The 21,870-nt window shown below is 61.8% G+C and carries 26 protein-coding genes; 23 read left to right on the plus strand and 3 right to left on the minus strand.

The window, feature by feature from the left end:
• Positions 1-31 precede the first annotated feature (31 nt).
• Entirely contained in the window at positions 32-457 is a 426-nt protein-coding gene (locus tag ACLRDN_RS09585; RefSeq protein WP_413459929.1) for a MarR family transcriptional regulator, read from the minus strand.
• Positions 458-595: 138 nt separating this feature from the next.
• Here ACLRDN_RS09585 and ACLRDN_RS09590 point away from each other — a divergent pair, with 138 nt between their 5' ends.
• From ACLRDN_RS09590 to ACLRDN_RS09600, 3 genes are all read left to right on the plus strand, one after another.
• Complete coding sequence (locus ACLRDN_RS09590) at positions 596-1,810, plus strand: HPP family protein (RefSeq protein ID WP_413459930.1); 1,215 nt, start codon at positions 596-598, stop codon at positions 1,808-1,810.
• Positions 1,811-1,882: 72 nt separating this feature from the next.
• A complete protein-coding gene (locus ACLRDN_RS09595; protein ID WP_413459931.1) occupies positions 1,883-2,011 on the plus strand; it encodes a hypothetical protein in 129 nt (42 codons plus the stop codon).
• Positions 2,012-2,390: 379 nt separating this feature from the next.
• Entirely contained in the window at positions 2,391-2,609 is a 219-nt protein-coding gene (locus tag ACLRDN_RS09600) for a DUF1289 domain-containing protein (protein WP_034331679.1), read from the plus strand.
• Here the strand turns inward: ACLRDN_RS09600 and ACLRDN_RS09605 are convergent.
• Positions 2,603-3,241: a Maf-like protein gene (locus ACLRDN_RS09605; protein WP_413459932.1), complete on the minus strand. Its 639-nt coding sequence runs from the start codon at positions 3,239-3,241 to the stop codon at positions 2,603-2,605. The genes ACLRDN_RS09600 and ACLRDN_RS09605 overlap by 7 nt on opposite strands.
• 157 nt (positions 3,242-3,398) lie before the next feature.
• On the opposite strand from ACLRDN_RS09605, the gene ACLRDN_RS09610 reads away from it, so the two are divergent.
• Together ACLRDN_RS09610 and rpmF are read left to right on the plus strand one after the other, a co-directional pair.
• A complete protein-coding gene (locus tag ACLRDN_RS09610) occupies positions 3,399-3,929 on the plus strand; it encodes a YceD family protein (RefSeq protein WP_034331680.1) in 531 nt (176 codons plus the stop codon).
• Positions 3,930-4,042: 113 nt separating this feature from the next.
• Positions 4,043-4,225 carry a 50S ribosomal protein L32 gene (rpmF, locus tag ACLRDN_RS09615; RefSeq protein ID WP_006463510.1) on the plus strand — a complete coding sequence of 61 codons (183 nt, stop codon included), beginning with the start codon at positions 4,043-4,045 and terminating at the stop codon, positions 4,223-4,225.
• Positions 4,226-4,227: 2 nt separating this feature from the next.
• Here rpmF and ACLRDN_RS09620 read toward each other — a convergent pair whose 3' ends face one another.
• Positions 4,228-4,362 carry a hypothetical protein gene (locus ACLRDN_RS09620; protein ID WP_413459933.1) on the minus strand — a complete coding sequence of 45 codons (135 nt, stop codon included), beginning with the start codon at positions 4,360-4,362 and terminating at the stop codon, positions 4,228-4,230.
• Between the two features lie 83 nt (positions 4,363-4,445).
• Between ACLRDN_RS09620 and plsX the strand changes: the two genes are divergently transcribed.
• From plsX to pdxJ, 18 genes are all read left to right on the plus strand, one after another.
• A complete protein-coding gene (gene plsX, locus ACLRDN_RS09625) occupies positions 4,446-5,543 on the plus strand; it encodes a phosphate acyltransferase PlsX (RefSeq protein ID WP_413459934.1) in 1,098 nt (365 codons plus the stop codon).
• Positions 5,544-5,560: 17 nt separating this feature from the next.
• On the plus strand, positions 5,561-6,547 hold the full coding sequence (locus ACLRDN_RS09630; RefSeq protein WP_413459935.1) for a beta-ketoacyl-ACP synthase III: 987 nt from the start codon (positions 5,561-5,563) through the stop codon (positions 6,545-6,547).
• A gap of 87 nt (positions 6,548-6,634) precedes the next feature.
• Positions 6,635-7,567, plus strand: coding sequence for an ACP S-malonyltransferase (fabD, locus tag ACLRDN_RS09635; protein WP_413459936.1), 933 nt, complete (start codon positions 6,635-6,637; stop codon positions 7,565-7,567).
• Complete coding sequence (fabG, locus tag ACLRDN_RS09640) at positions 7,564-8,319, plus strand: 3-oxoacyl-ACP reductase FabG (RefSeq protein ID WP_134222094.1); 756 nt, start codon at positions 7,564-7,566, stop codon at positions 8,317-8,319. Before fabD ends, fabG begins: the two co-directional genes overlap by 4 nt.
• A 163-nt stretch (positions 8,320-8,482) precedes the next feature.
• A complete protein-coding gene (gene acpP, locus ACLRDN_RS09645) occupies positions 8,483-8,722 on the plus strand; it encodes an acyl carrier protein (RefSeq protein WP_006463505.1) in 240 nt (79 codons plus the stop codon).
• A gap of 33 nt (positions 8,723-8,755) precedes the next feature.
• Positions 8,756-9,997, plus strand: coding sequence for a beta-ketoacyl-ACP synthase II (fabF, locus tag ACLRDN_RS09650; protein ID WP_039786392.1), 1,242 nt, complete (start codon positions 8,756-8,758; stop codon positions 9,995-9,997).
• Positions 9,998-10,078: 81 nt separating this feature from the next.
• Positions 10,079-10,576 carry a protein YgfX gene (locus ACLRDN_RS09655; protein ID WP_413459937.1) on the plus strand — a complete coding sequence of 166 codons (498 nt, stop codon included), beginning with the start codon at positions 10,079-10,081 and terminating at the stop codon, positions 10,574-10,576.
• Between the two features lie 91 nt (positions 10,577-10,667).
• Positions 10,668-11,270, plus strand: coding sequence for an RNA polymerase sigma factor RpoE (gene rpoE, locus ACLRDN_RS09660; protein WP_006463502.1), 603 nt, complete (start codon positions 10,668-10,670; stop codon positions 11,268-11,270).
• Between the two features lie 76 nt (positions 11,271-11,346).
• A complete protein-coding gene (locus ACLRDN_RS09665) occupies positions 11,347-12,039 on the plus strand; it encodes a sigma-E factor negative regulatory protein (RefSeq protein ID WP_413459938.1) in 693 nt (230 codons plus the stop codon).
• Position 12,040: 1 nt separating this feature from the next.
• Positions 12,041-13,087 (plus strand): MucB/RseB C-terminal domain-containing protein, encoded by a 1,047-nt coding sequence (locus ACLRDN_RS09670; protein WP_413459939.1) that lies wholly within the window; start codon positions 12,041-12,043, stop codon positions 13,085-13,087.
• 14 nt (positions 13,088-13,101) lie between these two features.
• Positions 13,102-14,580, plus strand: coding sequence for a DegQ family serine endoprotease (locus ACLRDN_RS09675; protein WP_413459940.1), 1,479 nt, complete (start codon positions 13,102-13,104; stop codon positions 14,578-14,580).
• Between the two features lie 121 nt (positions 14,581-14,701).
• Complete coding sequence (locus ACLRDN_RS09680) at positions 14,702-14,995, plus strand: glutaredoxin family protein (protein ID WP_413459941.1); 294 nt, start codon at positions 14,702-14,704, stop codon at positions 14,993-14,995.
• 164 nt (positions 14,996-15,159) lie between these two features.
• Positions 15,160-16,953, plus strand: coding sequence for a translation elongation factor 4 (gene lepA, locus ACLRDN_RS09685; RefSeq protein WP_413459942.1), 1,794 nt, complete (start codon positions 15,160-15,162; stop codon positions 16,951-16,953).
• Position 16,954: 1 nt separating this feature from the next.
• On the plus strand, positions 16,955-17,869 hold the full coding sequence (gene lepB, locus ACLRDN_RS09690) for a signal peptidase I (protein ID WP_034340789.1): 915 nt from the start codon (positions 16,955-16,957) through the stop codon (positions 17,867-17,869).
• A 195-nt stretch (positions 17,870-18,064) separates the two neighbouring features.
• Positions 18,065-19,051, plus strand: a complete 987-nt coding sequence (gene rnc / locus ACLRDN_RS09695) for a ribonuclease III (RefSeq protein WP_413459943.1) — start codon at positions 18,065-18,067, stop codon at positions 19,049-19,051.
• Complete coding sequence (era, locus tag ACLRDN_RS09700) at positions 19,048-19,977, plus strand: GTPase Era (protein WP_088753666.1); 930 nt, start codon at positions 19,048-19,050, stop codon at positions 19,975-19,977. Before rnc ends, era begins: the two co-directional genes overlap by 4 nt.
• 101 nt (positions 19,978-20,078) lie before the next feature.
• Positions 20,079-20,930: a DNA repair protein RecO gene (recO, locus tag ACLRDN_RS09705; protein ID WP_413459944.1), complete on the plus strand. Its 852-nt coding sequence runs from the start codon at positions 20,079-20,081 to the stop codon at positions 20,928-20,930.
• A 163-nt stretch (positions 20,931-21,093) separates the two neighbouring features.
• A complete protein-coding gene (gene pdxJ / locus ACLRDN_RS09710; protein WP_209533143.1) occupies positions 21,094-21,867 on the plus strand; it encodes a pyridoxine 5'-phosphate synthase in 774 nt (257 codons plus the stop codon).
• Positions 21,868-21,870 lie beyond the last annotated feature (3 nt).

A 21,870-nucleotide genomic window follows, 5' to 3' on the forward strand; every position in this document is an offset into this window, starting at 1 on the left:
AAGACCGCTGTCGCTGGGGCGGTGGTGGCGTTCAGTCGCGGTCGTTGAAGGCCGAAATGTGCGACACCTGGAATACGCCCGACAGCGATTGCAGCTCGTTGCGATGCAATTGCGCCAAGCGATGCAGGTATTGTTCGCCCAATTCGGTCAGGCGCACCTGGACCAGGCGCTTGTCGCGGTCGTCCGGTGTGCGCGTGACCAGGCCGGCCTTCACGCAGCGCGTGACCAGCGCCACCACGCCGTGATGCTGGGCCTGCAGGCGTTCGGCCAGCTCGCTGATGCTGGCCCACTCGCGCCCGGGATAGCCCTTGATGTGCAGCAGGAGCAGGTATTGCAGGGGTGTCAGGCCTTCACCTTGGGCCGCATCTTCCGAGAAACGCAGGAAACGGCGCAACTGGTAGCGAAATTCCGACAGGGCTTCGAAATCGTCTTTTTGCAGGCGGGGCGCGGCATTCATCGGCACACGCCTTGGCAGTGAAGGAAAAGGGAGGAGGTCAAACGGGACATATATATCATCTTGTGATGTAATTGTGGCTTTGGCGCGGGCGCTGTCACGCCGCGTGCCGTGTTGAAGACCCGTCGTCACGGAAGGGATATGCCCGATTCTATCTTGCTGTGGTTGAAAAGTTTTATTCCTGCCAAGACCAATGTCGATCGCTTCGAACGCATGCGTGCTTGCGCCGGCAGTCTGTTCGGCATCCTGCTGGTCGGCCTGATCAGCTACGCGCTGCTGCCGCATGAGGCAAGCACCATCTGGTTGATCGCGCCCATGGGAGCGTCTGCCGTGTTGCTGTTTGCAGTGCCGTCCAGTCCGCTGGCCCAGCCCTGGTCCATCCTGGGTGGCAACCTCTGTGCGGCGCTCATTGGGGTGACCTGCGCGAAGCTGGTGCAGGAGCCGGCCCTGGCGGCGGCGTTGGCCATCGCGCTGGCCATTGGCGGCATGTTCCTGCTGCGCTGCATTCATCCGCCCAGCGGAGCGGTGGCCTTGACGGCGGTGCTGGGCGGGCCGGTGGTGCATGACATGGGCTACGCCTTCGTGCTTTCGCCGGTGCTGCTCAATTCGGCGCTGCTGCTGGTGGCCGCGCTGTTCTACAACAACGCCACCGGGCGCCGCTATCCGCATGCCCAGCAAAGCGCCGCAGCGCATCCGCACCAGACCCGGGATGAATTACCGATCTCGCGGCTGGGGTTCTCGCATGAAGATCTGGATGCAGTCCTGAAGGATTTCAACCAGGTGCTCGACATCGGCCGCGACGATCTGGAAGAAATCTTCCTGCAAACCGAGATGCGGGCCTATCACCGTCGCTTCGGCCAGACCCTGTGTGCCGCCGTGATGTCGCGCGATGTGGTCGCGGTGGAATTCGCCACCGGCCTGGACGAGGCCTGGCGCCTGCTGCAGGAGCATCAGCTACGGGCCTTGCCGGTGCTCGACCGCGGGCGGCATGTCATCGGCATCGTCAGCCGTACAAATTTTCTGGAGCACGCCGGCGTGGAAGTGCATACGGGCCTGGCCGCGCAGTTGCGCCGCCTGCTGCACCGGGTGCCGTTCACCCATTCGGACAAGCCGGAAGTGGTCGGTCAGATCATGAGCCGGCCGGTCATTACCGCCCAGGTCGATACGCCGGTGCTGGAGTTGGTGCCGCGCATGGCCGATGGCTTGCACCAGATTCCGGTGGTGCAGGCCGATGGCAAGCTGGCCGGCATGCTGACGCAGTCGGACATGATTGCGGCCCTCTATGAGAAAAACCTGGCGGCCGCCCGCACGTTGCCGGCAACCGGCGCGGTGACCAGCCTGCGCAGCGCCGCCTGATCGGCTTGACAGACGGGCAGGGCGGGCGGAAGGTGGCATTCTTTGCAAGGGAATTCATTCCGGGAGACTGTGATGAGAACGAATGCGCTGATTTTGCTGGTGATCGCTCTGTTATTGTCATTGCAAGCCTGTGACCGCAAGGGCGGCAACCCGCCCAAGCCGATGACGTCGGCGGTGCAGGGTGATTTGCGGATGGGGTGAACGCCGGATGGTGCGGCGGATACTTGTTGTGGCGCGGTTCTGACGGCAGATATGAAGAATGTGAATATCTGCTATTGCCACAATAAAGCAGACTCGGCCGGGGCGCATCGCTATAGTTGCACCTGTCTCCTCCAATCTCCTTAAGAAATTGGATTCAAGCCCGCACCTCTTGGTCGCGGGCTTTTTTTTGCCTGTTGGTTTGGTTCGGGGATGATGAACTCTTCATATCCCTTCGATCAGCAGGGAGAGCTTGCCTTCGGTTCTTGGTAAGATGCGAAGCATCGCGTTATTGGCCAAGTGAAGTTTTTTGCCTGTATTCCGTTTGGATCCGGGCGGGCCGCTTGCGCAATGCTTCATCTTCCTCATTCAGATTCACTCAATGTCTTCCAGCTCTTCTTCGCAATCCGCCGTTCCCTCCGCCCCCGAGCGCCCCGACACGCCTTGCGTGGCCGTGTGCTCCACCACCTTTGATGATGTCTGCCGCGGCTGCGGCCGGACCGTTGATGAGGTGGCGCAATGGGTCTTCATGGACAAGGATCAGCGCGAAGTGGTCTGGCAGCGTATCCTGGCCGAAGGCTATCCGCGCCGCAATTACTGAGCCGCGCGGCCGGCGGTGAAAAATGGAACGCCCGCCCGGCGCAGCATGCCGGTCAAGGCGATCAGGGGCAGGCCGGTGAGGGCGGTGGGGTCGTCGCTGCGAATGCTCTCCAGGATGGCGATGCCCAGGCCCTCGTTCTTGGCGCTGCCGGCGCAGTCGTAGGGCTGCTCGATATGCAGGTAGGCATCCAGTTCGGCATCTTCCAGGTCGCGGAAACGCACTAAGGTCTGTACGTTGCAGACCTGCGCAGCGGCGGCAGCATCGCGTTGGCGGCCATCCCACAGGCACAGCGCCGTATGAAAGGTCACTTCGCGTCCGCGCATCAGTTGCAATTGCTTCAAGGCATTGGCGTGATTGCCGGGTTTGCCGATCTGCAGGCCGTCCAGCGTGGCGACCTGGTCCGAGCCGATCACCAGGGCCGGTCCGGTCCTGGCGGCAATGGCAGCGGCCTTCTCGCGCGCCAGCCGCAAGGCCGTGGCTTCCGGGGTTTCGCCGGGTTGCGGGGTTTCGTCGATGTCCGGGACCATGGTCTCGAAGGGCAGGCCGAGGCGGCCCAGCAGTTCCTTGCGATAGACGGAGCTGGAGCCCAGGATCAGGCGGGGCAGGGTGGAATCGGTGCGGTGTTGTGTCATGGTGAAGGCGCGCCACGCGCCGTGCTGAAACAATAAAACCCGGATTTTGGCGGAAATTCGCCACAAAAGTGAGAGTGCTTCCTCCGATGAAGCCATTTTTCGCGAGAATTTCGCAAGCAAAGCGCTAAGGCTTTGACTGGTAAGGAAATTTTCTGTTATGATCGCAGGTTTTCCGGATTCTGCTTTGGCTATGAATGCATTTGTTATCGACGCGTTCGAATTCTGCAGGCTGAAACAGCAGGCGCAGGGTGAGATTCCGGTTGCTGAATTAGGTCGTCTGGCGCAAGAGACGGTTGACCGTTCCGGCACGATTCACTGGACTCTGTCCGGCGATATCGACAAGCTGGGACATGCTCAACTCAGTCTGGCAGTGTCGGGTGCAGTTAATCTGATCTGTCAGCGTTGCCTGACGGCATTGAATTTCGAGATTGATTCGAAGTCGCTGCTGGTATTGGCAAAAGATGAGGCGCAAGCCGACACCATCGAAGAACTGCTGGATGATGATGAGATCGATGTCATCGTCGGTTCGGCAGCCTTCGACGTGAACTACCTGATCGAGGACGATGCGCTGCTGGCCCTGCCGGTGGCACCCAAGCATGACGTCTGTCCTGACGGTAGCGTGGCGGCCGAGGCCAAAGGTGCTGAACGGGCTTCCCCGTTTGAGGTACTGAAGAAGTTGAAGCAGTAACAAGTATTGTTGGGGAATGTCTGGCAAAGGCCGGGCAGCGGCACAGCGGGTGTGGAGAAACACCGATCCGATGTGTTAAAATTTTCAATCTTAAGTAAGGTTTAGGAGTAATCATGGCCGTTCAACAGAACAAAAAGACCCCGTCCAAGCGCGGTATGCATCGCGCACACGACTTTCTGACTGCACCTCCGCTGGCTGTGGAGCCGACCACTGGTGAGACCCACCTGCGTCACCACATCAGCCCCAACGGTTTCTACCGTGGTCGCAAGGTGCTGAAGACCAAGAACGACGAGTAATCTCATTCATTGAGCTTGCTGTTTTTGGAGAAAAGCGGCGCAATGAGCTTCTGTTCAAGGAGGTTCATTTTGCGCCGCTTTTTTATGTCCGCGACATCCGTCAGCGGACCTGCCTGCCTGCTTGCGTGAAGCTTCACTTGGCGCGTTGTCCAAGTGTGCCATTTTGAAGGCTTTGCAATCTGCCTCATAATGTGGGCTGGCAAGGCTTTGAATCAAATCGATGACCATCAAAATTTCAATCGACTGCATGGGTGGCGATCATGGCCCGTCAGTCACGCTCCCGGCCGCTGCCTCCTTCCTCAAGCGCCAACCTGATGCAGAGCTGATCCTGGTCGGCCAGGAAGCCGTGCTGCAGCCGCTGCTGAAGAAATTCAAGCTGGCCGGCGAAGCCCGCATCCGCATTCACAACGCCACCGAAGTGGTGACCATGGACGACCCGATCGAGGTCGCCCTGCGCCGCAAGAAGGATTCTTCCCTGCGCGTGGCCGTGACCCTGGTCAAGGAGGGCCAAGCCCACGCCGCCGTCTCGGCCGGCAATACCGGTGCCCTCATGGCGGTCTCGCGCTATGTGTTGAAGACCCTGCCGGGCGTGGATCGTCCGGCCATCTGCACCATCCTCCCCAATCAGAAGGATGGCCCCACCTACATGCTCGACCTCGGCGCCAACGTCGACTGCGAGCCACAGCATTTACATCAATTTGCACTCATGGGCTCGGCCCTGGTCGCGGTCATGGAAGGCAAGGCCAAGCCGACCGTGGGCCTGTTGAACGTGGGTGAAGAGGACATGAAGGGCAACGAGCTGGTCAAGGCGACTGCCGCCCTGCTGCGGGCCGACCATGAGAAGGGTATCCTCAACTTTTACGGCAACGTGGAAGGCAACGATATCTTCGAAGGCACGACCGACCTGGTGGTGTGCGACGGTTTCGTGGGCAACGTGACCCTGAAGGCCTCTGAAGGCTTGGGGCGCTTCGTCAAGCAGGTGCTCACCAGCGAGTTCAAGAAGGGCATCATCAACAAGCTCGGTGCCTTGATCGCCTATGGCGCCATCAAGGCCTTGTCGCGCCGCCTCAATCCTTCCCGCTACAATGGCGCCAGCTTGCTGGGCCTGAAGGGCCTGGTCTTCAAGAGCCACGGCGGGGCCGATGTGTATGCGTTCGAATGGGCCATCCGCCGCGCGTATGATGCGGCCAAGTATGATGTGCTCGCCCGTATTGCCGCCAGCATGGCGGAGCTGATGCCCCAAGAGCAGGGGCGCACGGCCGAGGCCGCTGCCAAGGCTTTCGAGCCGGCGCCGGTCTCGCTGGATCAACCGAACTAACAGAGCAAGAAGACGGCATGACCACTTACAGCAAAATCGTCGGCACCGGCAGCTACCTGCCGGCCAAGCGCGTCACCAACCATGAGCTGGCCGCGCAGTTGGCCGAGCAGGGCATCGAGACCTCGGACGAATGGATCGTCACCCGCAGCGGCATCTCCGCGCGCCACTATGCCGAACCGGACCAGCTCTCCAGCGACCTGGCCCTGCAGGCGGCGCAGCGCGCCCTGGAGGCGGCGGGCATGCAGCCCAATGACATCGACCTGATCATCATGGCCACCTCCACCCCGGATCACCTGGGTGGCTTCCCCAGCACCGCCTGCGTGCTCCAGCGCAAGCTGGGCATCACCAATGGCGCGCCGGCCATGGATGTGCAGGCCGTCTGCAGCGGCTTTGTCTACGCCATGTCGGTGGCAGACAGCTTCATCAAATCGGGTGCTCACAAGAACGTTCTGGTCATTGGCGCCGAAGTGTTCTCGCGCATCCTGGATTTCAAGGATCGCACCACCTGCGTGCTCTTCGGCGACGGCGCCGGCGCCATCGTCATGAGTGCCTCGCAGGAACCGGGCGTGCTGGCCACCAAGCTGCACGCCGATGGCAGCCATGGCCACATCCTGTGCGTGCCGGGTAGCGTCAACAACGGCGCTGTCGCTGGCAGCGCCTACCTGTACATGGACGGCCCGGCGGTCTTCAAGCTGGCCGTGTCGCTGCTGGACAAGGTGGCGCGCGAAGCCCTGGAAGCGGCCCAGATGCAATCCACTGACGTCGACTGGCTGGTGCCGCACCAGGCCAATATCCGCATCATGCAGGGTACGGCCAAGAAGATGGGCCTGCCGCTGGAAAAGATGGTCGTCACCGTGGCTGAACACGGCAATACCTCGGCCGCCTCCATTCCCTTGGCGCTGGACCAGGCGGTGCGCGATGGCCGCATCCGGCCGGGTCATACCGTCATGATGGAAGGCGTCGGCGGTGGCTTCACCTGGGGCGCCGTGCTGGCGCGCATGTAAAGCGGGCAGGGGGCTGCTGCGGCAGTCCTCTGGTGCACTGGCCTCTTCGATTTCCTGCATTTTCATCCAAATTATCTACCTCCAAGCATGACTACATTCGCTTTCGTCTTCCCGGGCCAGGGTTCGCAGGCCATCGGGATGCTCAATGGTTTCGCCGACAATGAAGTCGTGCGCCAGACCGTCGCAGAAGCTTCCGACGCCTTGCAATTCGACCTGGGCAAGCTCATCGCTGAAGGTCCCAAGGGAGACCTGGACCTGACCACCAACACCCAGCCCGTCATGCTGACGGCTGCCGTGGCCTTCTATCGCGCCTGGCTGGCTGCAGGCGGCAAGGCACCGGCGCTCGTCGCCGGCCACAGCCTGGGCGAATATTCGGCGCTGGTCGCCGCCGGCGTGATCGCCTTCAAGGATGCGGTACCGCTGGTGCGCTTCCGCGCGCAAGCCATGCAAGAAGCCGTGCCGGTCGGGCAGGGTGGCATGGCCGCCATTCTTGGCCTGTCTGATGAAGACGTGCGCGCTGCCTGCGCCGAAGCGGCGCAAGGTGAAGTGGTCGAGGCCGTCAACTTCAATGCCCCCGCACAAGTCGTGATCGCCGGCCACAAGGCCGCTGTCGGCCGTGCCTGCGACATCGCCAAGGCCAAGGGCGCCAAGCGCGCGCTGCCGCTGCCGGTGTCGGCGCCGTTCCACTCCTCGCTCTTGAAGCCGGCTTCGGACCGCCTGCAAGCCTATCTGGCCAACGTCGCCTTCGCCGCGCCGCAGATCCCGCTGATCAACAACGTCGATGTGGCCGTGGTCAACGATCCGGCTGCCATCAAGGATGCCCTGGTGCGCCAGGCGGCTGCGCCCGTGCGCTGGGTCGAGACGGTGCAGAAGATGGGTGCCGACGGTGTCACCCACCTGATCGAATGCGGTCCCGGCAAGGTGCTGACCGGCCTGACCAAGCGCATCAATGGTGAGCTGGTGGGTGAAGCCATCGTCGACCAGGAGTCCCTGAACAAAGTATTGGAGTTGCTGAAATGAGTGCATTGAATCTGCAAGGCCAGGTCGCCCTGGTGACCGGCGCTTCGCGCGGCATCGGCCGCGCCATCGCCACCGAACTGGCCCGTCAGGGTGCCAAGGTGGTCGGTACGGCGACCTCGGAGTCGGGCGCTGCCGCCATCACCGAATACCTGGCGGCGCTGGGTCCGGAAGCCGGCCGTGGCGCGGTGCTCAACGTCAACGATGCCGAGGCCAGCGTGGCGCTGGTGGAGCAGGTGCAGAAGGAATTCGGCGCGCTCTCCATCCTGGTCAACAATGCCGGCATCACCCAGGACCAGCTGGCCATGCGCATGAAGGACGAGGAGTGGGACAGCGTCATCGCCACCAACCTGACCGCCGTCGGCCGCCTCTCGCGCGCCGTGCTGCGCGGCATGATGAAGGCCCGTAGCGGCCGCATCATCAACATCACCTCGGTGGTGGGCGAGGCCGGCAATCCCGGCCAGATGAACTATGCCGCCGCCAAGGCCGGTGTGGCCGGCATGAGCCGCGCGCTGGCACGAGAGATCGGCAGCCGCAACATCACCGTCAATTGCGTTGCGCCCGGCTTCATCGATACTGACATGACCAAGGCGCTGAACGAACAGCAGTCCGCCGCCATCCTGCAGCAGATCCCGCTGGGACGCCTGGGCGCGGCCGAGGAGATCGCCTATGCGGTGGCCTTCCTGGCCTCGCCGCAAGCAGCCTACATCACCGGTACGACCCTCAATGTCAATGGCGGCATGTACATGGGTTGAGTAAGTCTTTGGGGCTTGATTCAAGTCCTTTTGGCGACTTTTGTTTGCAGTTAAGCTGGACTTGGCACAATCTTGCCAGGAATAGTTAAAAGTAAATTTTCCGCGCGCAAACCTGCTAAAATGCGCGCACTTTTGTAACCTATCATCCCTCTGGAGGAACACTATGTCCGATATCGAACAACGCGTGAAGAAGATCGTCGCTGAGCAACTGGGCGTCGCCGAAGCCGACATCAAGAACGAATCGTCGTTCGTGGACGACCTGGGCGCCGACTCGCTGGACACCGTCGAGCTGGTCATGGCACTGGAAGATGAGTTCGAAATGGAAATCCCCGACGAACAAGCTGAAAAGATCACCACCGTGCAACAGGCGATCGACTACGCAAAGTCGCAAGTCAAGGCCTGATAAGGGCTTTGGTCAAAGTTTCAGGAGAATTGCTTGAGCCGCACTCGTGAACGTCGTGTAGTCATTACCGGCCTGGGATGCATCTCGCCTGTCGGCAACAACGTCGCCGATACGTGGAGTGCCATCAAGGAAGGCAAGTCCGGCATCGCTACCGTCACCAAATTCGACGCAACCCCCTTCACCACGCACTTCGCCGGTGAAGTCAAGGGCTTCAATATCGAGGATTACATCCCCGCCAAGGAAGCGCGTCATATGGATACCTTCATCCACTTTGGCATGGCCGCCGGTATCCAGGCCATCCAGGACAGTGGATTGACGGTGACCGATGAGAATGCCGAGCGCATCGGCGTCATGATCGGCTCGGGCATCGGCGGCTTGCCGCTGATCGAAGAAACCCACGCCGAACTGACCAACCGTGGTCCGCGCCGCATCAGCCCCTTCTTCATTCCGGCCTCGATCATCAACATGATCTCGGGCAACTTGTCCATCAAGTTCGGTCTGAAGGGCCCCAACCTGGCGATCGTCACCGCCTGCACCACCGGCCTGCATTGCATCGGCTCTGCCGCACGCATGATCATGTACGGCGATGCAGATGTGATGGTGGCCGGCGGCGCTGAATCCAGCGTTTCCCCGCTGGGTATCGGTGGCTTTGCTTCGGCGCGCGCACTGTCGACCCGCAACGACGATCCCGCGACTGCGTCCCGCCCCTGGGACAAGGATCGCGACGGCTTCGTGCTGGGCGAGGGTGCCGGCGTGATGGTGCTCGAAGAGTACGAACACGCCAAGGCCCGTGGCGCCAAGATCTATGCAGAACTGCTCGGCTTCGGCATGAGCGGCGACGCTTACCACATGACTGCGCCCAACCTGGATGGTCCGCGCCGCTGCGTGCTCAATGCACTGCGCGATGCCGGCGTCAATCCGGATGAAGTGCAGTACCTGAACGCGCACGGTACGTCGACCCCCCTGGGCGACAAGAACGAATCCGACGCGATCAAGGCCGCATTCGGCGACCATGCTTACAAGATGGTTGTCAATTCGACCAAATCCATGACCGGCCACCTCCTGGGTGGTGCTGGTGGCCTGGAAACGGTGTTGACCGTGCTGGCAGTGCACAATCAGGTGTCGCCGCCGACGATGAACATCTTCAACCAGGATCCGGAATGCGATCTGGATTACTGCGCCAACCAGGCGCGGGACATGAAGATCGATATTGCCGTCAAGAACTCCTTCGGGTTCGGCGGCACCAACGGTACCTTGGTCATCGGCAAGATGTAAAATGCAAGACCCGGCTTCCCTTCGGAAGCCGGGTTTGTCGTTTTGATGGCGCACTTTGCGCACTTTCCGCCCGGGCAACCCATGTCGATCGCAGTGTCTGCGGATATCAAACCTTCCCGCTTGCTCCTCCTGGTGACTGCCTTCGCTGCGCTGTGTGTAGCCTTGATCGGCGTCTTGCTGGTGTTCGGCCTGCCGGGAGCGTTATCGTGGACTGCCCGCATCCTGCTGGGTATGGCGTGCATCCTGGCTGCGGCGCTGGCCATGGCGCTGGTGTTGCGCGCACGCAAGGTGATCTGGCTGCATATTTCCGGTACCGGGCAGATTCGTGTCGTGGAGCACCTGCTGCCCTCGGCGCGTGCCAAGCCGCAGGTCATGAAAGCCGGGCTGGCCCAGCTGCTGGCGGGCAGCACCATCTGGCCGGGCATGCTGTTCCTGCGTCTGCGCCTGGAAAATGGCAAGACCCGAACCATCCCCATTCTCACGGATTCCGTCTCCGAAGATACATTCCGTGCACTTTCCGTGGCGTGCCGCTGGCTGATCAGTCACAATACGGCCAAGGCAAGGATGCTGGAAAAATAAGGCCGGCAGACTTGAAAATTGCCGCGCTGGAAGCATCTGCGCGAGGCAATGACGATAAAACAACACGGCCATAAAAAACAAGGAACCCGGTTTGACGACAGAACGCGAAATAGACCAACAGCTTGTTGAGCGCGTCCAGCGTGGCGACAAGAAGGCGTTCGAGCTATTGGTAGTCAAGTATCAACGCAAGCTGATGCGCCTGGTGTCGCGCCTGGTACGCGACCAGGCCGAAGCCGAAGACGTGGTGCAGGAAGCCTTCATCAAGGCATATCGCGCGTTGCCGCAATTCCGCGGCGATTCGGCCTTCTATACCTGGCTTTACCGCATCGGTATCAACACTGCCAAGAACTATTTGGTTACCATGGGCCGCAGGGCGCCAACTTCGACAGAAGCAGATGCAGAAGAAGCTGAAACTTTTGACGATGCAGACCATCTGAGGGACATCAACACTCCAGAGTCGATGTTGGCCACCAAGCAGATTGCTCAGACGGTCAACGTGGCGATGGAGGCATTGCCGGAAGAATTACGTACTGCCATCACGTTGCGCGAGATCGAGGGGTTGAGCTACGACGAGATTGCAGATGCGATGAATTGTCCGATCGGCACCGTGCGCAGCCGCATTTTCCGCGCCCGGGAAGCAATTGCCGAGAAGTTGCGTCCACTGCTGGATACGGCGGCGGACAAGCGCTGGTGATGAGGCCACAAGCCTGTTGTTAAAAAGAAAATAATAAAGCGGGTATGGAACTAAGATATTTGCCGGGTGACTGCACATGGATACCAAAGTAACAACTAAAGAACAGATCTCAGCCCTCGCTGATGGCGAGCTGGGATCTGAAGAAATGACCCTTGCCTTCGCGGCCTTGCGTTCTTCCAAGGACGCCCAGGACGCTTGGGAGGATTACCACCGCATCGGCGAGGTGCTGCGTTCGGAGGAGATGGATGTCTCACTGAGCGCTGGCTTCTCGGCCAAGATGAGCGCGCTGCTTGATGCCGAACCGACCATCGTCGCGCCGCAGGCTGCGGTGGCCGAGCCGGTCAAGGCAGTCGTGGCTGCGCCGGTGGCGCAAGCTGTGGCGGCTGCCAATGGCGACCACCGCGCGAGCCGTCCCGGCCGCCTGGTGCGTTTCCTGATGCCCAGCGCCGCAGCGGCTGCAGCTGCCGTGGCCGCCGTGTTCGTGGCCATGCCGCAGCAGGCGGTGGTGACGGCCGACGCCAAGGGCGCAGCGCCTGTTGCCCAGGTGGCTTCGGCACCGGTCAATGTGCCCTCGGCCATTGCCACCGTCGCCGATACCAACGGCAATCCGCAGAACGTGAACCAACTGAGCTCGCTGGCCCAGCAGGGTGAAGTCAAGCGCGATCCGCGCATCGACGACTACCTGTTCGCCCATCAGCGATTCTCGCCTTCCTACAGTTCGGCGCAATACACCCGTTCCGCAGCCTTCTCCTCGGACGCAGACAAGTAAGATGCATCTGACGGGGCGTCTGTACGGCGTACTGTGCTTGCTGACCACGTTGTTGGGTTTTTCCTTGGCGCCATCCGCTGAAGCGGCGGATGGCGTTTCCACAACTGCGGCCGGCGAAGCCTCCACTTCTTCCGCATTGTTGGTGCAATTGCAAAAAATGCAATCTGCTGCCCAGCGTCTCAATTATTCAGGCAGTTTCGTCTACCAGCAGGCCGCGCAGATGCGCAGCTCGCGGGTCACCCACGTGGTGGCCGGCAAGAGTGAGCTGGAAAAGCTGGAGCTGCTTGACGGCAAGCCGCGCGAATTCGTGCGCGACAACGAGGAGGTCGCCAGCTATGACCCCGGGCAGCGCATCGTGCGCCGTGAAAAGCGGGTCACCCGCGACACCTTCCCGGCCATCGTCGATGCGCGTCCGGAGGATCTGGCCCGCTACTACCGGCTGCAGTCCGATGGCGATGAGCGGGTGGCCGGCCGCAACTGCCAGGCCATCGTGCTGGCGCCGCGCGACAAGCTGCGCTACGGCTACCGTTTCTGCGCCGACCAGGCCACCGGCCTGCTGCTGCGCGCGCAGACACTGGACAGCGGCGGCGAGGTGATCGAACAGATTGCCTTTACCCAGATTGACATCGGGGGGATTGATCGCGCCCGGGTCAACCCCACTTACAAGGACACCCGCGGCTGGCGCATCGAGAAGGCGGCCATGGTGCCGGCCGACCTGTCGGCCTGGCAGATCATGCCGCCGCCAGGTTTCCAGAAGATCCAGCAGGTGCGGCGCGTGATTTCCGATAGCGGTGAGGCGGGTGCGGCACCGGCCCAGAACCGTCCGGCTGAACGCGAAGTCTTGCAGGCCGTGTTTTCCGACGGACTGGCCGCCATCTCGGTATTTATCGAGCCGGGCAGCCAAGGCCGGGAAGAGGGTACGATACAGCAGGGCGCCATGAACATCCTGGGCAAACGCCAGGGAGATTACTGGCTCACCGTGGTGGGAGAAGTGCCTGCCGCTGCGATCCGTCAGGTCGCCAATTCCATTGAACTGAAATCCAAATAAAAGAGACCGTTGCAATGACTCCCATGAAGAACACCCTTGCCGGCGCCATGCTGGCCGCTTCCGTCTTCGCTGCAGCACCGGCCGTGCTGGCGGCACCCCCCGTGGCCTCGCCCACGGTGGCAGCCTTGCCTGACTTCGCCGACATCGTCGAGCGCACCGGTCCGGCGGTAGTGAATATTCGTACCACCGAGCGCGTGCGCCAGAATGCCCAGGGGCAGGGTGGCATGGATGATCCGGAAATGCAGGAATTCTTCCGCCGCTTCTTCGGCATCCCCATCCCGCGCCAGCAGCAGCCGGGCACCCCGCGCGGCAACGGCAAGCAGGGTGGCCAGGGCCAGCAGGAAGAAGTGCCGCGCGGCGTGGGCTCGGGCTTCATCATCTCGGCCGATGGTTTCATCATGACCAATGCGCACGTGGTGGATGGGGCCAGCGAGGTCTACGTGACCCTGACCGACAAGCGTGAATTCAAGGCCAAGATCGTGGGCTCGGACACCCGTACTGATGTGGCCGTGCTCAAGATCGATGGCAGCAACCTGCCGCGCCTGAACATGGGCGACTCCGACAAGATCCGTGTCGGCGAGTGGGTGCTGGCCATCGGCTCGCCCTTCGGCCTGGAAAACACCGTGACTGCCGGCATCGTCTCGGCCAAGGCGCGCGACACCGGCGACTACCTGCCGCTGATCCAGACCGACGTGGCGGTCAATCCGGGCAACTCGGGTGGTCCGCTGATCAACCTCAAGGGTGAGGTGGTCGGCATCAACTCGCAAATCTATAGTCGTTCCGGCGGCTTCATGGGGATCTCCTTTGCGGTGCCCATCGATGAGGCGCTGCGGGTAGCCGACCAGCTCAAGGCCAGCGGACGCGTCACCCGTGGCCGTATCGGCGTGCAGATCGGTGAAGTGACCAAGGATGTGGCCGAATCGCTGGGCCTGGCCCGCGCGCAAGGCGCGCTGGTGCAACGCGTGGAAGCCGGTGGTCCGGCCGACAAGGCGGGCCTGGAGGCGGGCGACATCATCCTGAAATACAACGGTGCCGCCATCGAGCGACCGAGCGACCTGCCGCGCATGGTCGGTGCCACCAAGCCGGGTGCCAAGGCCACTGTCAATATCTGGCGCAAGGGCAGTGCGCGTGATGTCAGCGTGACCGTGGTCGAGCTGGAAGCCGACAAGCCCAAGCAGGCTGAGGAAAAGAAGGCCAAGCCCGACAACACCCCCAACTCCCTGGGCCTGGTGGTGAGCGACCTGAGTGACGCGCAGAAGAAGGAGCTGAAGGTCGACAACGGCGTGCTGGTGGAAAACGTCAGTGGTGCCGCTGCCGCCGCCGGCATCCGTCCGGGCGATGTCATCCAGCGCCTCAACGAGGTCGATGTCAACGACAGCAAGCAGTTCGGCCAGCTGGTGGCCAAGCTTGATGCCAAGAAGCGGGCAGCGGTCCTGGTACGCCGTGGCGACTCCTCGCAGTTCGTGCCGCTGCGTCCGAATGGCGGCAACTGAAGCCGGGTCATTTTTCCGTAAAATTGCCTGATCCTTCACCAGAAAGGCTGCGGCTCGCAGGGGCCGCAGCCTTTTTCCTTGGTTTGCGCCAAGCTGAGGGAAGAAACTTTCATACGAGCCTATGACCACCCCATCTTCGCCCCCCGTTGCAGGGCAAGCCTTGCACTTCATCATCTATTCGCGCAGCTACTGCCACCTGTGTGAAGACCTGCGTGAGGCCTTGCGCCAGGCGCTGGGCGAGATCCCGGCCACGATCGAGATGGTCGATGTGGATGCCGATGAGGCGCTCGTTGCGCGTTACGACGAGCTGGTGCCGGTGCTGATGGGGCAGGGCCGCGATGGCCAGTGGCAGGAGTTGTGCCATTACCATCTGGATGTGGCGCGGCTGCAGGCATTTGTTGCCGAAATGAAATAAGTTGTGTTGTCGCAGCCAGGTCCGGCTGCGCGGCTTGGCACCGGAAAGTCGGGCTTGTCCCGGTGAATTCCGGTAAAATGCCGGGTCGAATAAGCTGTTGCAAAGGCGCTCGGCTGGGCAAAGCCCGCTACAGAGCGCCTTTTTTCATCGTTTCCAGTCTGTTAATGAACAATATCCGTAATTTCTCGATCATCGCCCACATCGATCACGGCAAGTCCACGCTCGCCGACCGCATCATCCAGTTGTGCGGGGGCTTGTCCAACCGCGAGATGGAAGCCCAGGTGCTGGATTCGATGGATATCGAGCGCGAGCGCGGCATCACCATCAAGGCCCAGACCGCAGCCCTGGCCTACAAGGCCAAGGATGGCCAGATCTACAACCTCAACCTGATCGACACCCCGGGTCACGTCGACTTCAGCTATGAAGTCTCGCGCTCGCTGTCGGCCTGCGAAGGCGCGCTGCTGGTGGTCGACGCCTCCCAAGGCGTGGAAGCGCAGACGGTGGCCAACTGCTACACCGCCCTGGACCTGGGCGTGGAAGTGGTGCCGGTCCTGAACAAGATCGACCTGCCCTCCGCTGATCCCGACAACGCCAAGAGCGAGATCGAAGACGTGATCGGCATCGACGCCTCCGACGCCACTCCCTGCTCGGCCAAGACCGGCCTGGGCGTGGAAGACGTGCTCGAAGCCATCGTGGCCAAGGTGCCGGCCCCCAAGGGCGACCCTGAGGCACCGCTGCAGGCGCTGATCATCGATTCCTGGTTCGACAACTACGTCGGCGTGGTCATGCTGGTGCGCATCGTCAATGGCACCTTGCGTCCCAAGGACAAGATCCTGCTGATGGCCACCGAGACCCAGTACCTGACCGAAAGCATTGGCGTGTTCACGCCCAAGTCGCAATCACGCGACTCCCTGACGGCAGGGCAGGTTGGTTTCGTCATTGCCGGCATCAAGGAACTGAAGTCCGCGCGCGTGGGTGACACCATCACCCTGGCCGGCAAGCCGGCCCCGGCGCCGCTGCCCGGCTTCAAGGAAGTGCAGCCGCAGGTGTTTGCGGGCCTGTTCCCGGTGGAAGCCAACCAGTACGACGCCCTGCGCGACTCGCTGGAAAAATTGAAGCTCAATGACGCCGCCCTGATGTACGAGCCAGAAGTGTCGCAGGCGCTGGGCTTCGGCTTCCGCTGCGGCTTCCTGGGCTTGCTGCACATGGAAATCGTGCAGGAGCGCCTGGAGCGCGAGTTCGACATGGACCTCATCACCACCGCGCCGACGGTGGTGTATGAAGTGCAGCAGCGCGACGGCACCATGCTGATGGTGGACAACCCGTCGAAGATGCCGGAAGTGTCCAAGATCGAGGAAATCCGCGAACCCATCGTCACCGTCAACCTGTACATGCCGCAGGAATACGTGGGCTCGGTCATCACCCTGTGCACGCAGAAGCGCGGCATCCAGATGAACATGAGCTACCACGGCAAGCAGGTGCAGCTGACCTATGAAATGCCGATGGCCGAAATCGTGCTGGACTTCTTCGACCGCTTGAAATCTACCTCGCGCGGCTATGCCTCCATGGACTACGAGTTCAAGGAATACCGTGCGGCCGACGTGGTCAAGGTCGACATGCTGATCAACAGCGAAAAGGTCGATGCGCTGGCCATCATCGTGCACCGTGCCGCGGCCCAGATCCGCGGTCGCCAGGTGGCGGCCAAGATGCGCGAACTGATCCCGCGCCAGATGTTCGACGTGGCGATCCAGGCGGCTATCGGTGCCACCATCATCTCGCGTGAAAACGTCAAGGCCATGCGCAAGAACGTGCTGGCCAAGTGCTACGGCGGCGACATCTCGCGCAAGCGCAAGCTGCTGGAAAAGCAGAAGGCCGGCAAGAAGCGCATGAAGCAGGTGGGCTCGGTCGAAATTCCGCAGGAAGCATTCCTGGCAATCTTACAAGTGGACGATAAATAACATGCAGGCTTTGTTGGGCAACTTCGCACTCATTCTGTTCGTGCTGATGCTGGTGACCGGCGTGATCTGGTTTGCCGACACCTTCTTCCTCTCCAAGCAGCGCCGCGCCCGCGCCGACGCCGCCCTGGCCGAGTTCGACGCCGGTGTCGCGCGCGACCAGGCGCAAGGCGTCAAGCGTGACGGCACCGTCGCCAGCGCCCGCGCCGACCTGCAGGCGCGCCACCTGAAGCAGCCAGCCTGGATCGAGTATTCCGGCAGCTTCTTCCCGGTGATTGCGCTGGTGTTCTGCCTGCGCTCCTTCCTGTATGAACCGTTCAAGATTCCGTCCAGCTCGATGGTGCCGACGCTGCTGGTGGGCGACCTGATCCTGGTGAACAAATTCACCTACGGTATCCGCCTGCCCATCATCAACAAGAAGATCATCGAAGTGAACCAGCCGCAGCGCGGCGACGTCATGGTCTTCAAGTACCCCAAGGACATGTCGGTGGACTACATCAAGCGCGTGGTGGGCGTGCCTGGTGATAAAATAGTCTATAAAAACAAGCGCTTAACGGTTAATGGTGAACAAATTTCTTACAAAGCGCTGCCGGATTATCTGGACGACGAAAATCTGACGTACTATAAGCAATGGCAGGAAAACCTGACCGGCGTGGAGCACAAGATTCTCACCGATGAGCGTGCTCCCAACTTCGTGCCCAATCCCGATGCCTTCCCGCATCATGAGCTGTGCACCTACAACGCCGAAGGTTTCGCCTGCACGGTGCCGCCGGGTGAATATTTCATGATGGGCGACAACCGGGACAACAGCCTCGACAGTCGCTACTGGGGCTTCGTGCCGGACCAGAACATCGTCGGCAAGGCCTTCTTTGTCTGGATGAACCTGGGCGATATCAAGCGGATCGGCAGCTTCCACTAAGAGCGCGCCGCATCCTGGTCCAGCAGCTTGCGCAGTTTCTTCGGTTTCCAACTGGCAACTTTGCATTGTGGAGGCAGACCCGGAGCAGTTTTCAGCTTTGCTTTGAACCGATCCCGCTGACTGGTCAGGCTGGTAATCCCCGATCCACGCGCCACTGCGCGTATCGGGGCGGCAGACTGAATGACGGATGAAAAAATGGATCCTCAACTCTTGCAACAACGGCTAGGCCACCCATTCAAGGATGCTTCGCTCCTGCAGCAGGCCTTGACCCACCGTAGCCATAGCGCCTTGCATAACGAGCGGCTGGAATTCCTCGGCGATTCGGTGCTGAACTGCGTGGTGGCCTCGCTGCTCTTCGAACGCTACGACAAGATCGACGAAGGCGACCTCTCGCGCCTGCGCGCCAATCTGGTCAAGCAGCAATCCCTGTATGAAATCGCCCAGCGGCTGGAGCTCTCGCAGTTCCTGCGCCTGGGTGAAGGTGAACTCAAATCTGGCGGCTTCCGCCGTCCCTCGATCCTGGCCGATACGCTGGAAGCGCTCTTTGGCGCCATCTTCCTCGATTCCGGTTTCGAGGCCGCGCGTGCGGTGATTCGCTCGCTCTACGTCCCGGTACTGGAACACGTCGATCCCAAGACCCTGGGCAAGGATGCCAAGACCCTGCTGCAGGAGTTTTTGCAGGGCAAGAAGATCCCGCTGCCGCAGTACAACGTCATCGCCACCCATGGTGCGGCCCACAGCCAGGAATTCGAGATCGAATGCCTGGTGCCCAAGCTGGACATCCAGGTCTTCGGCACCGGCGGCAGTCGCCGCGCCGGCGAGCAGGCCGCCGCCAAGCTGGCCCTGGAAGCGGTGCAGCTGGCGCTGGCCAAGACCCCGTCGGCCGGCCGCAAGCCGCGTACCCGCACCACCCAGCTCAAACTGGCCGGCATTGCGACCATCCAGCCGGATGCCCCCGAGCACGAGGCGGGCAAGGGCAATCGTCCCGACGCCTCGACAGCCAATGGCAGCAAACCTGCCAAACCGCTGAAGGAGCAAAAGGAGCAGAAGGAACCCAAGGAACAGAAGGGCGCGCCGGTTGCGGCGCGCAACGAAGGCAAGACCACCGGCGACCGCACTGAAACGGCCGCAGCAGAACCCATTTCGGCGGCTTCATCCGCCTCGCAATCCAGAACAGCATGACAGATTCCCCCATGGCCGACGACGCGTCGGCACAGACCCCCGAGAGCGATTACCGTTGCGGCTATATCGCCATCGTCGGTCGTCCCAACGTTGGCAAGTCGACCCTCATGAACGTGCTGGTCGGCGCCAAGGTCAGCATCACTTCGCGCAAGGCCCAGACCACGCGCCACCGCATCACCGGCATCCAGACCATCGAGAACACCCAGTATGTCTACGTCGACACGCCGGGCTTCCAGACGCGTCACAGCAATGCCCTGAACAAGACGCTGAACCGCACCGTCACCAATACCCTGACGGCGTCCGACGTGATCCTCTTCGTGATCGAAGCCGGTACCTTCGGCCCGGCCGACAAGCAGGTGCTTGATCTTCTGCCGGCCAACGTGCCCTGCATCCTGGTGTTGAACAAGGCCGACCGCAACAAGGACAAGACCACGCTCATGCCCTTCGCCCGCGAAGTGGCTTCGCACCATGATTTCGCCGCCGTGGTGCCGGTCTCGGCCAAGCAGCGCTTCCAGCTCGATCGCCTGCAGGAAGAAGTGCGCAAGCTGCTGCCGCAGAATCCGCCGATGTTCGACGAAGACGACATCACCGACCGCAGCGAGAAATTCCTGGCCTCTGAAATCGTGCGGGAGAAGGTGTTCCGCTTCGTCGGTGAAGAATTGCCCTATACCAGCACGGTCCTGATCGAGAAGTTCGAGCAGGAAGGCAACCTGCGCCGCATCTTCGCGGCCATCCTGGTCGAGCGCGACACCCACAAGGCCATGGTGATCGGCCAGAAGGGCGCTCGCCTGAAGGAAATTTCCACGCAGGCGCGCCTGGACATGGAGCGCCTCTTCGGTGGTCCGGTCTACCTGGAGATCTGGGTCAAGGTCAAATCGGGCTGGGCCGACAACGAAGCCGGCCTGCGCGCCTACGGCTACGAGTGAGCCCGCGTGCGGCCTTCTGCGGGCTGCGCGCAATCCCTGCATAATCATGGCATTACGCCGCGCCCCAACGACGTGGCTTCACGCATTCAGGACGGATATCCATGACCACCATGCTCAACGAACCCCAGCTCGACGGCCAGGTAGCTGATCCGGCCGCGCCGGTCGCGCCCCGGGCACCGGCCAAGGCCCCGGCGCGCAAGCCGGCCGCGCCCCGTGCGCGCAGCCGTGCGGTGCCGGAGAAGGAGCACAAGGTACTGGCGCAGCCGGGCTTCGTGCTGCACAGCTATCCCTACAAGGAAACCAGCCTGATCATCGACGTGTTCTCGCGCGATCACGGCCGCATTGCGCTGGTGGCCAAGGGGGCCAAGCGTCCGCATTCCAAATTGCGTGGTGCCTTGCAGACCTTCCAGCCGCTGTCGCTGTCGTGGAGCGGCAAGTCCGAAGTGCGTACGCTGACCGATGCCGAATGGGTAGGCGGCCTGCTGCCGCTGGAAAAATCGGCACTGCTGTGCGGTTTCTACCTCAATGAATTGCTGGTCAAGCTGCTGGCGCGCGAAGATGCGCACCCGGCGCTGTTCGACCATTACGTGGCCACCCTCAACAAGCTGGCCCACGGCGAAAACGCCCCCATCGTGCTGCGCCAGTTCGAACGCATCCTGCTGAGGCAGACCGGCGTGGCCGGCAACTGGAGCCATTGCGTGGCCAGCGGCAAGACCGTGCAGCCCGACGGCATCTACGTCGTCGATCCCGAGCAGGGCACGCGTCCTGAGCGCATTTCCGACCGTGCGCCCAAGGTCTCCGGCAAGACGCTGCTGGACATGGAGCGCGAAGACTACAGCGACCCCACCACGCAATTGCAGAGCAAGTTCCTGATGCGCTACCTGTTGTCGCATCACCTGGGCGGTGCGCAACTGAACACGCGCCAGATCCTGATCGACCTGATGCAGCTGTGATGGCGCGGCGGCTCCTTTGCCGCCGGTCAGAACATGCTGCCAATTGATCCCGTCTGTTCCCGCGTGCGATCCCGAGCCGCTACAATCCAGAACTGGCTGCACGGTTCTTCACGTGCAGCCTTGAGCACATCCCGACATCATTCAAACGAAGCTTCCTGACACCATGAGTTTCCTGCAGCCTGCCGGCCCGGTCATCGACCTGGGCATCAACATCGATCACGTCGCCACCTTGCGCAATGCGCGCGGCACCCGTTATCCCGATCCCATCCGCGCCGCGCTGGAAGCCGAGGAAGCCGGTGCCGATGCCATCACCCTGCACCTGCGTGAAGACCGCCGCCACATCCGCGATGAAGACGTCAAGGCCATCCGTCCGCTGCTGCAGACGCGCATGAACCTCGAAGCCGCCGTGACTAAGGAAATGATCGATTTCGCCTGTGGCATCCAGCCGCAGGATGTCTGCCTGGTGCCGGAGAAGCGCACCGAAGTCACCACCGAAGGCGGCCTGGACGTGCGCGGCCATTTTGCCGACGTGCAGGCGGCGATCCGCCAGTTGCAGCAGGAGAGCATTCGCGTCTCTTTGTTCATTGATCCGGATGTGGAGCAGATCCAGGCGGCCGCAGAATCGGGCGCCCCTGTCATCGAACTTCATACCGGCCGTTATGCGGACGCCACCAGCGAGCGCGAACAGCAGGAAGAGCTGGAGCGCATCCGCATCGCCGTGCAGGCTGGGGTCAAGCTCGGCCTGAAGGTCAATGCCGGCCACGGGCTGCACTACACCAATGTCCAGGCCATCGCCGCCATCCCCGAGATCGCTGAACTGAACATCGGCCACGCCGTGGTTGCCCATGCGGTCTTTGCCGGCTGGCGCAATGCGGTCTCCGAGATGAAGGCCATCATGGTCAAGGCCCGCCTGGACGCCCTCAAGGCCAAGGCTTGAGGC

Source organism: Herbaspirillum huttiense (assembly GCF_047300815.1).
GTDB lineage: Bacteria > Pseudomonadota > Gammaproteobacteria > Burkholderiales > Burkholderiaceae_D > Herbaspirillum > Herbaspirillum huttiense_A.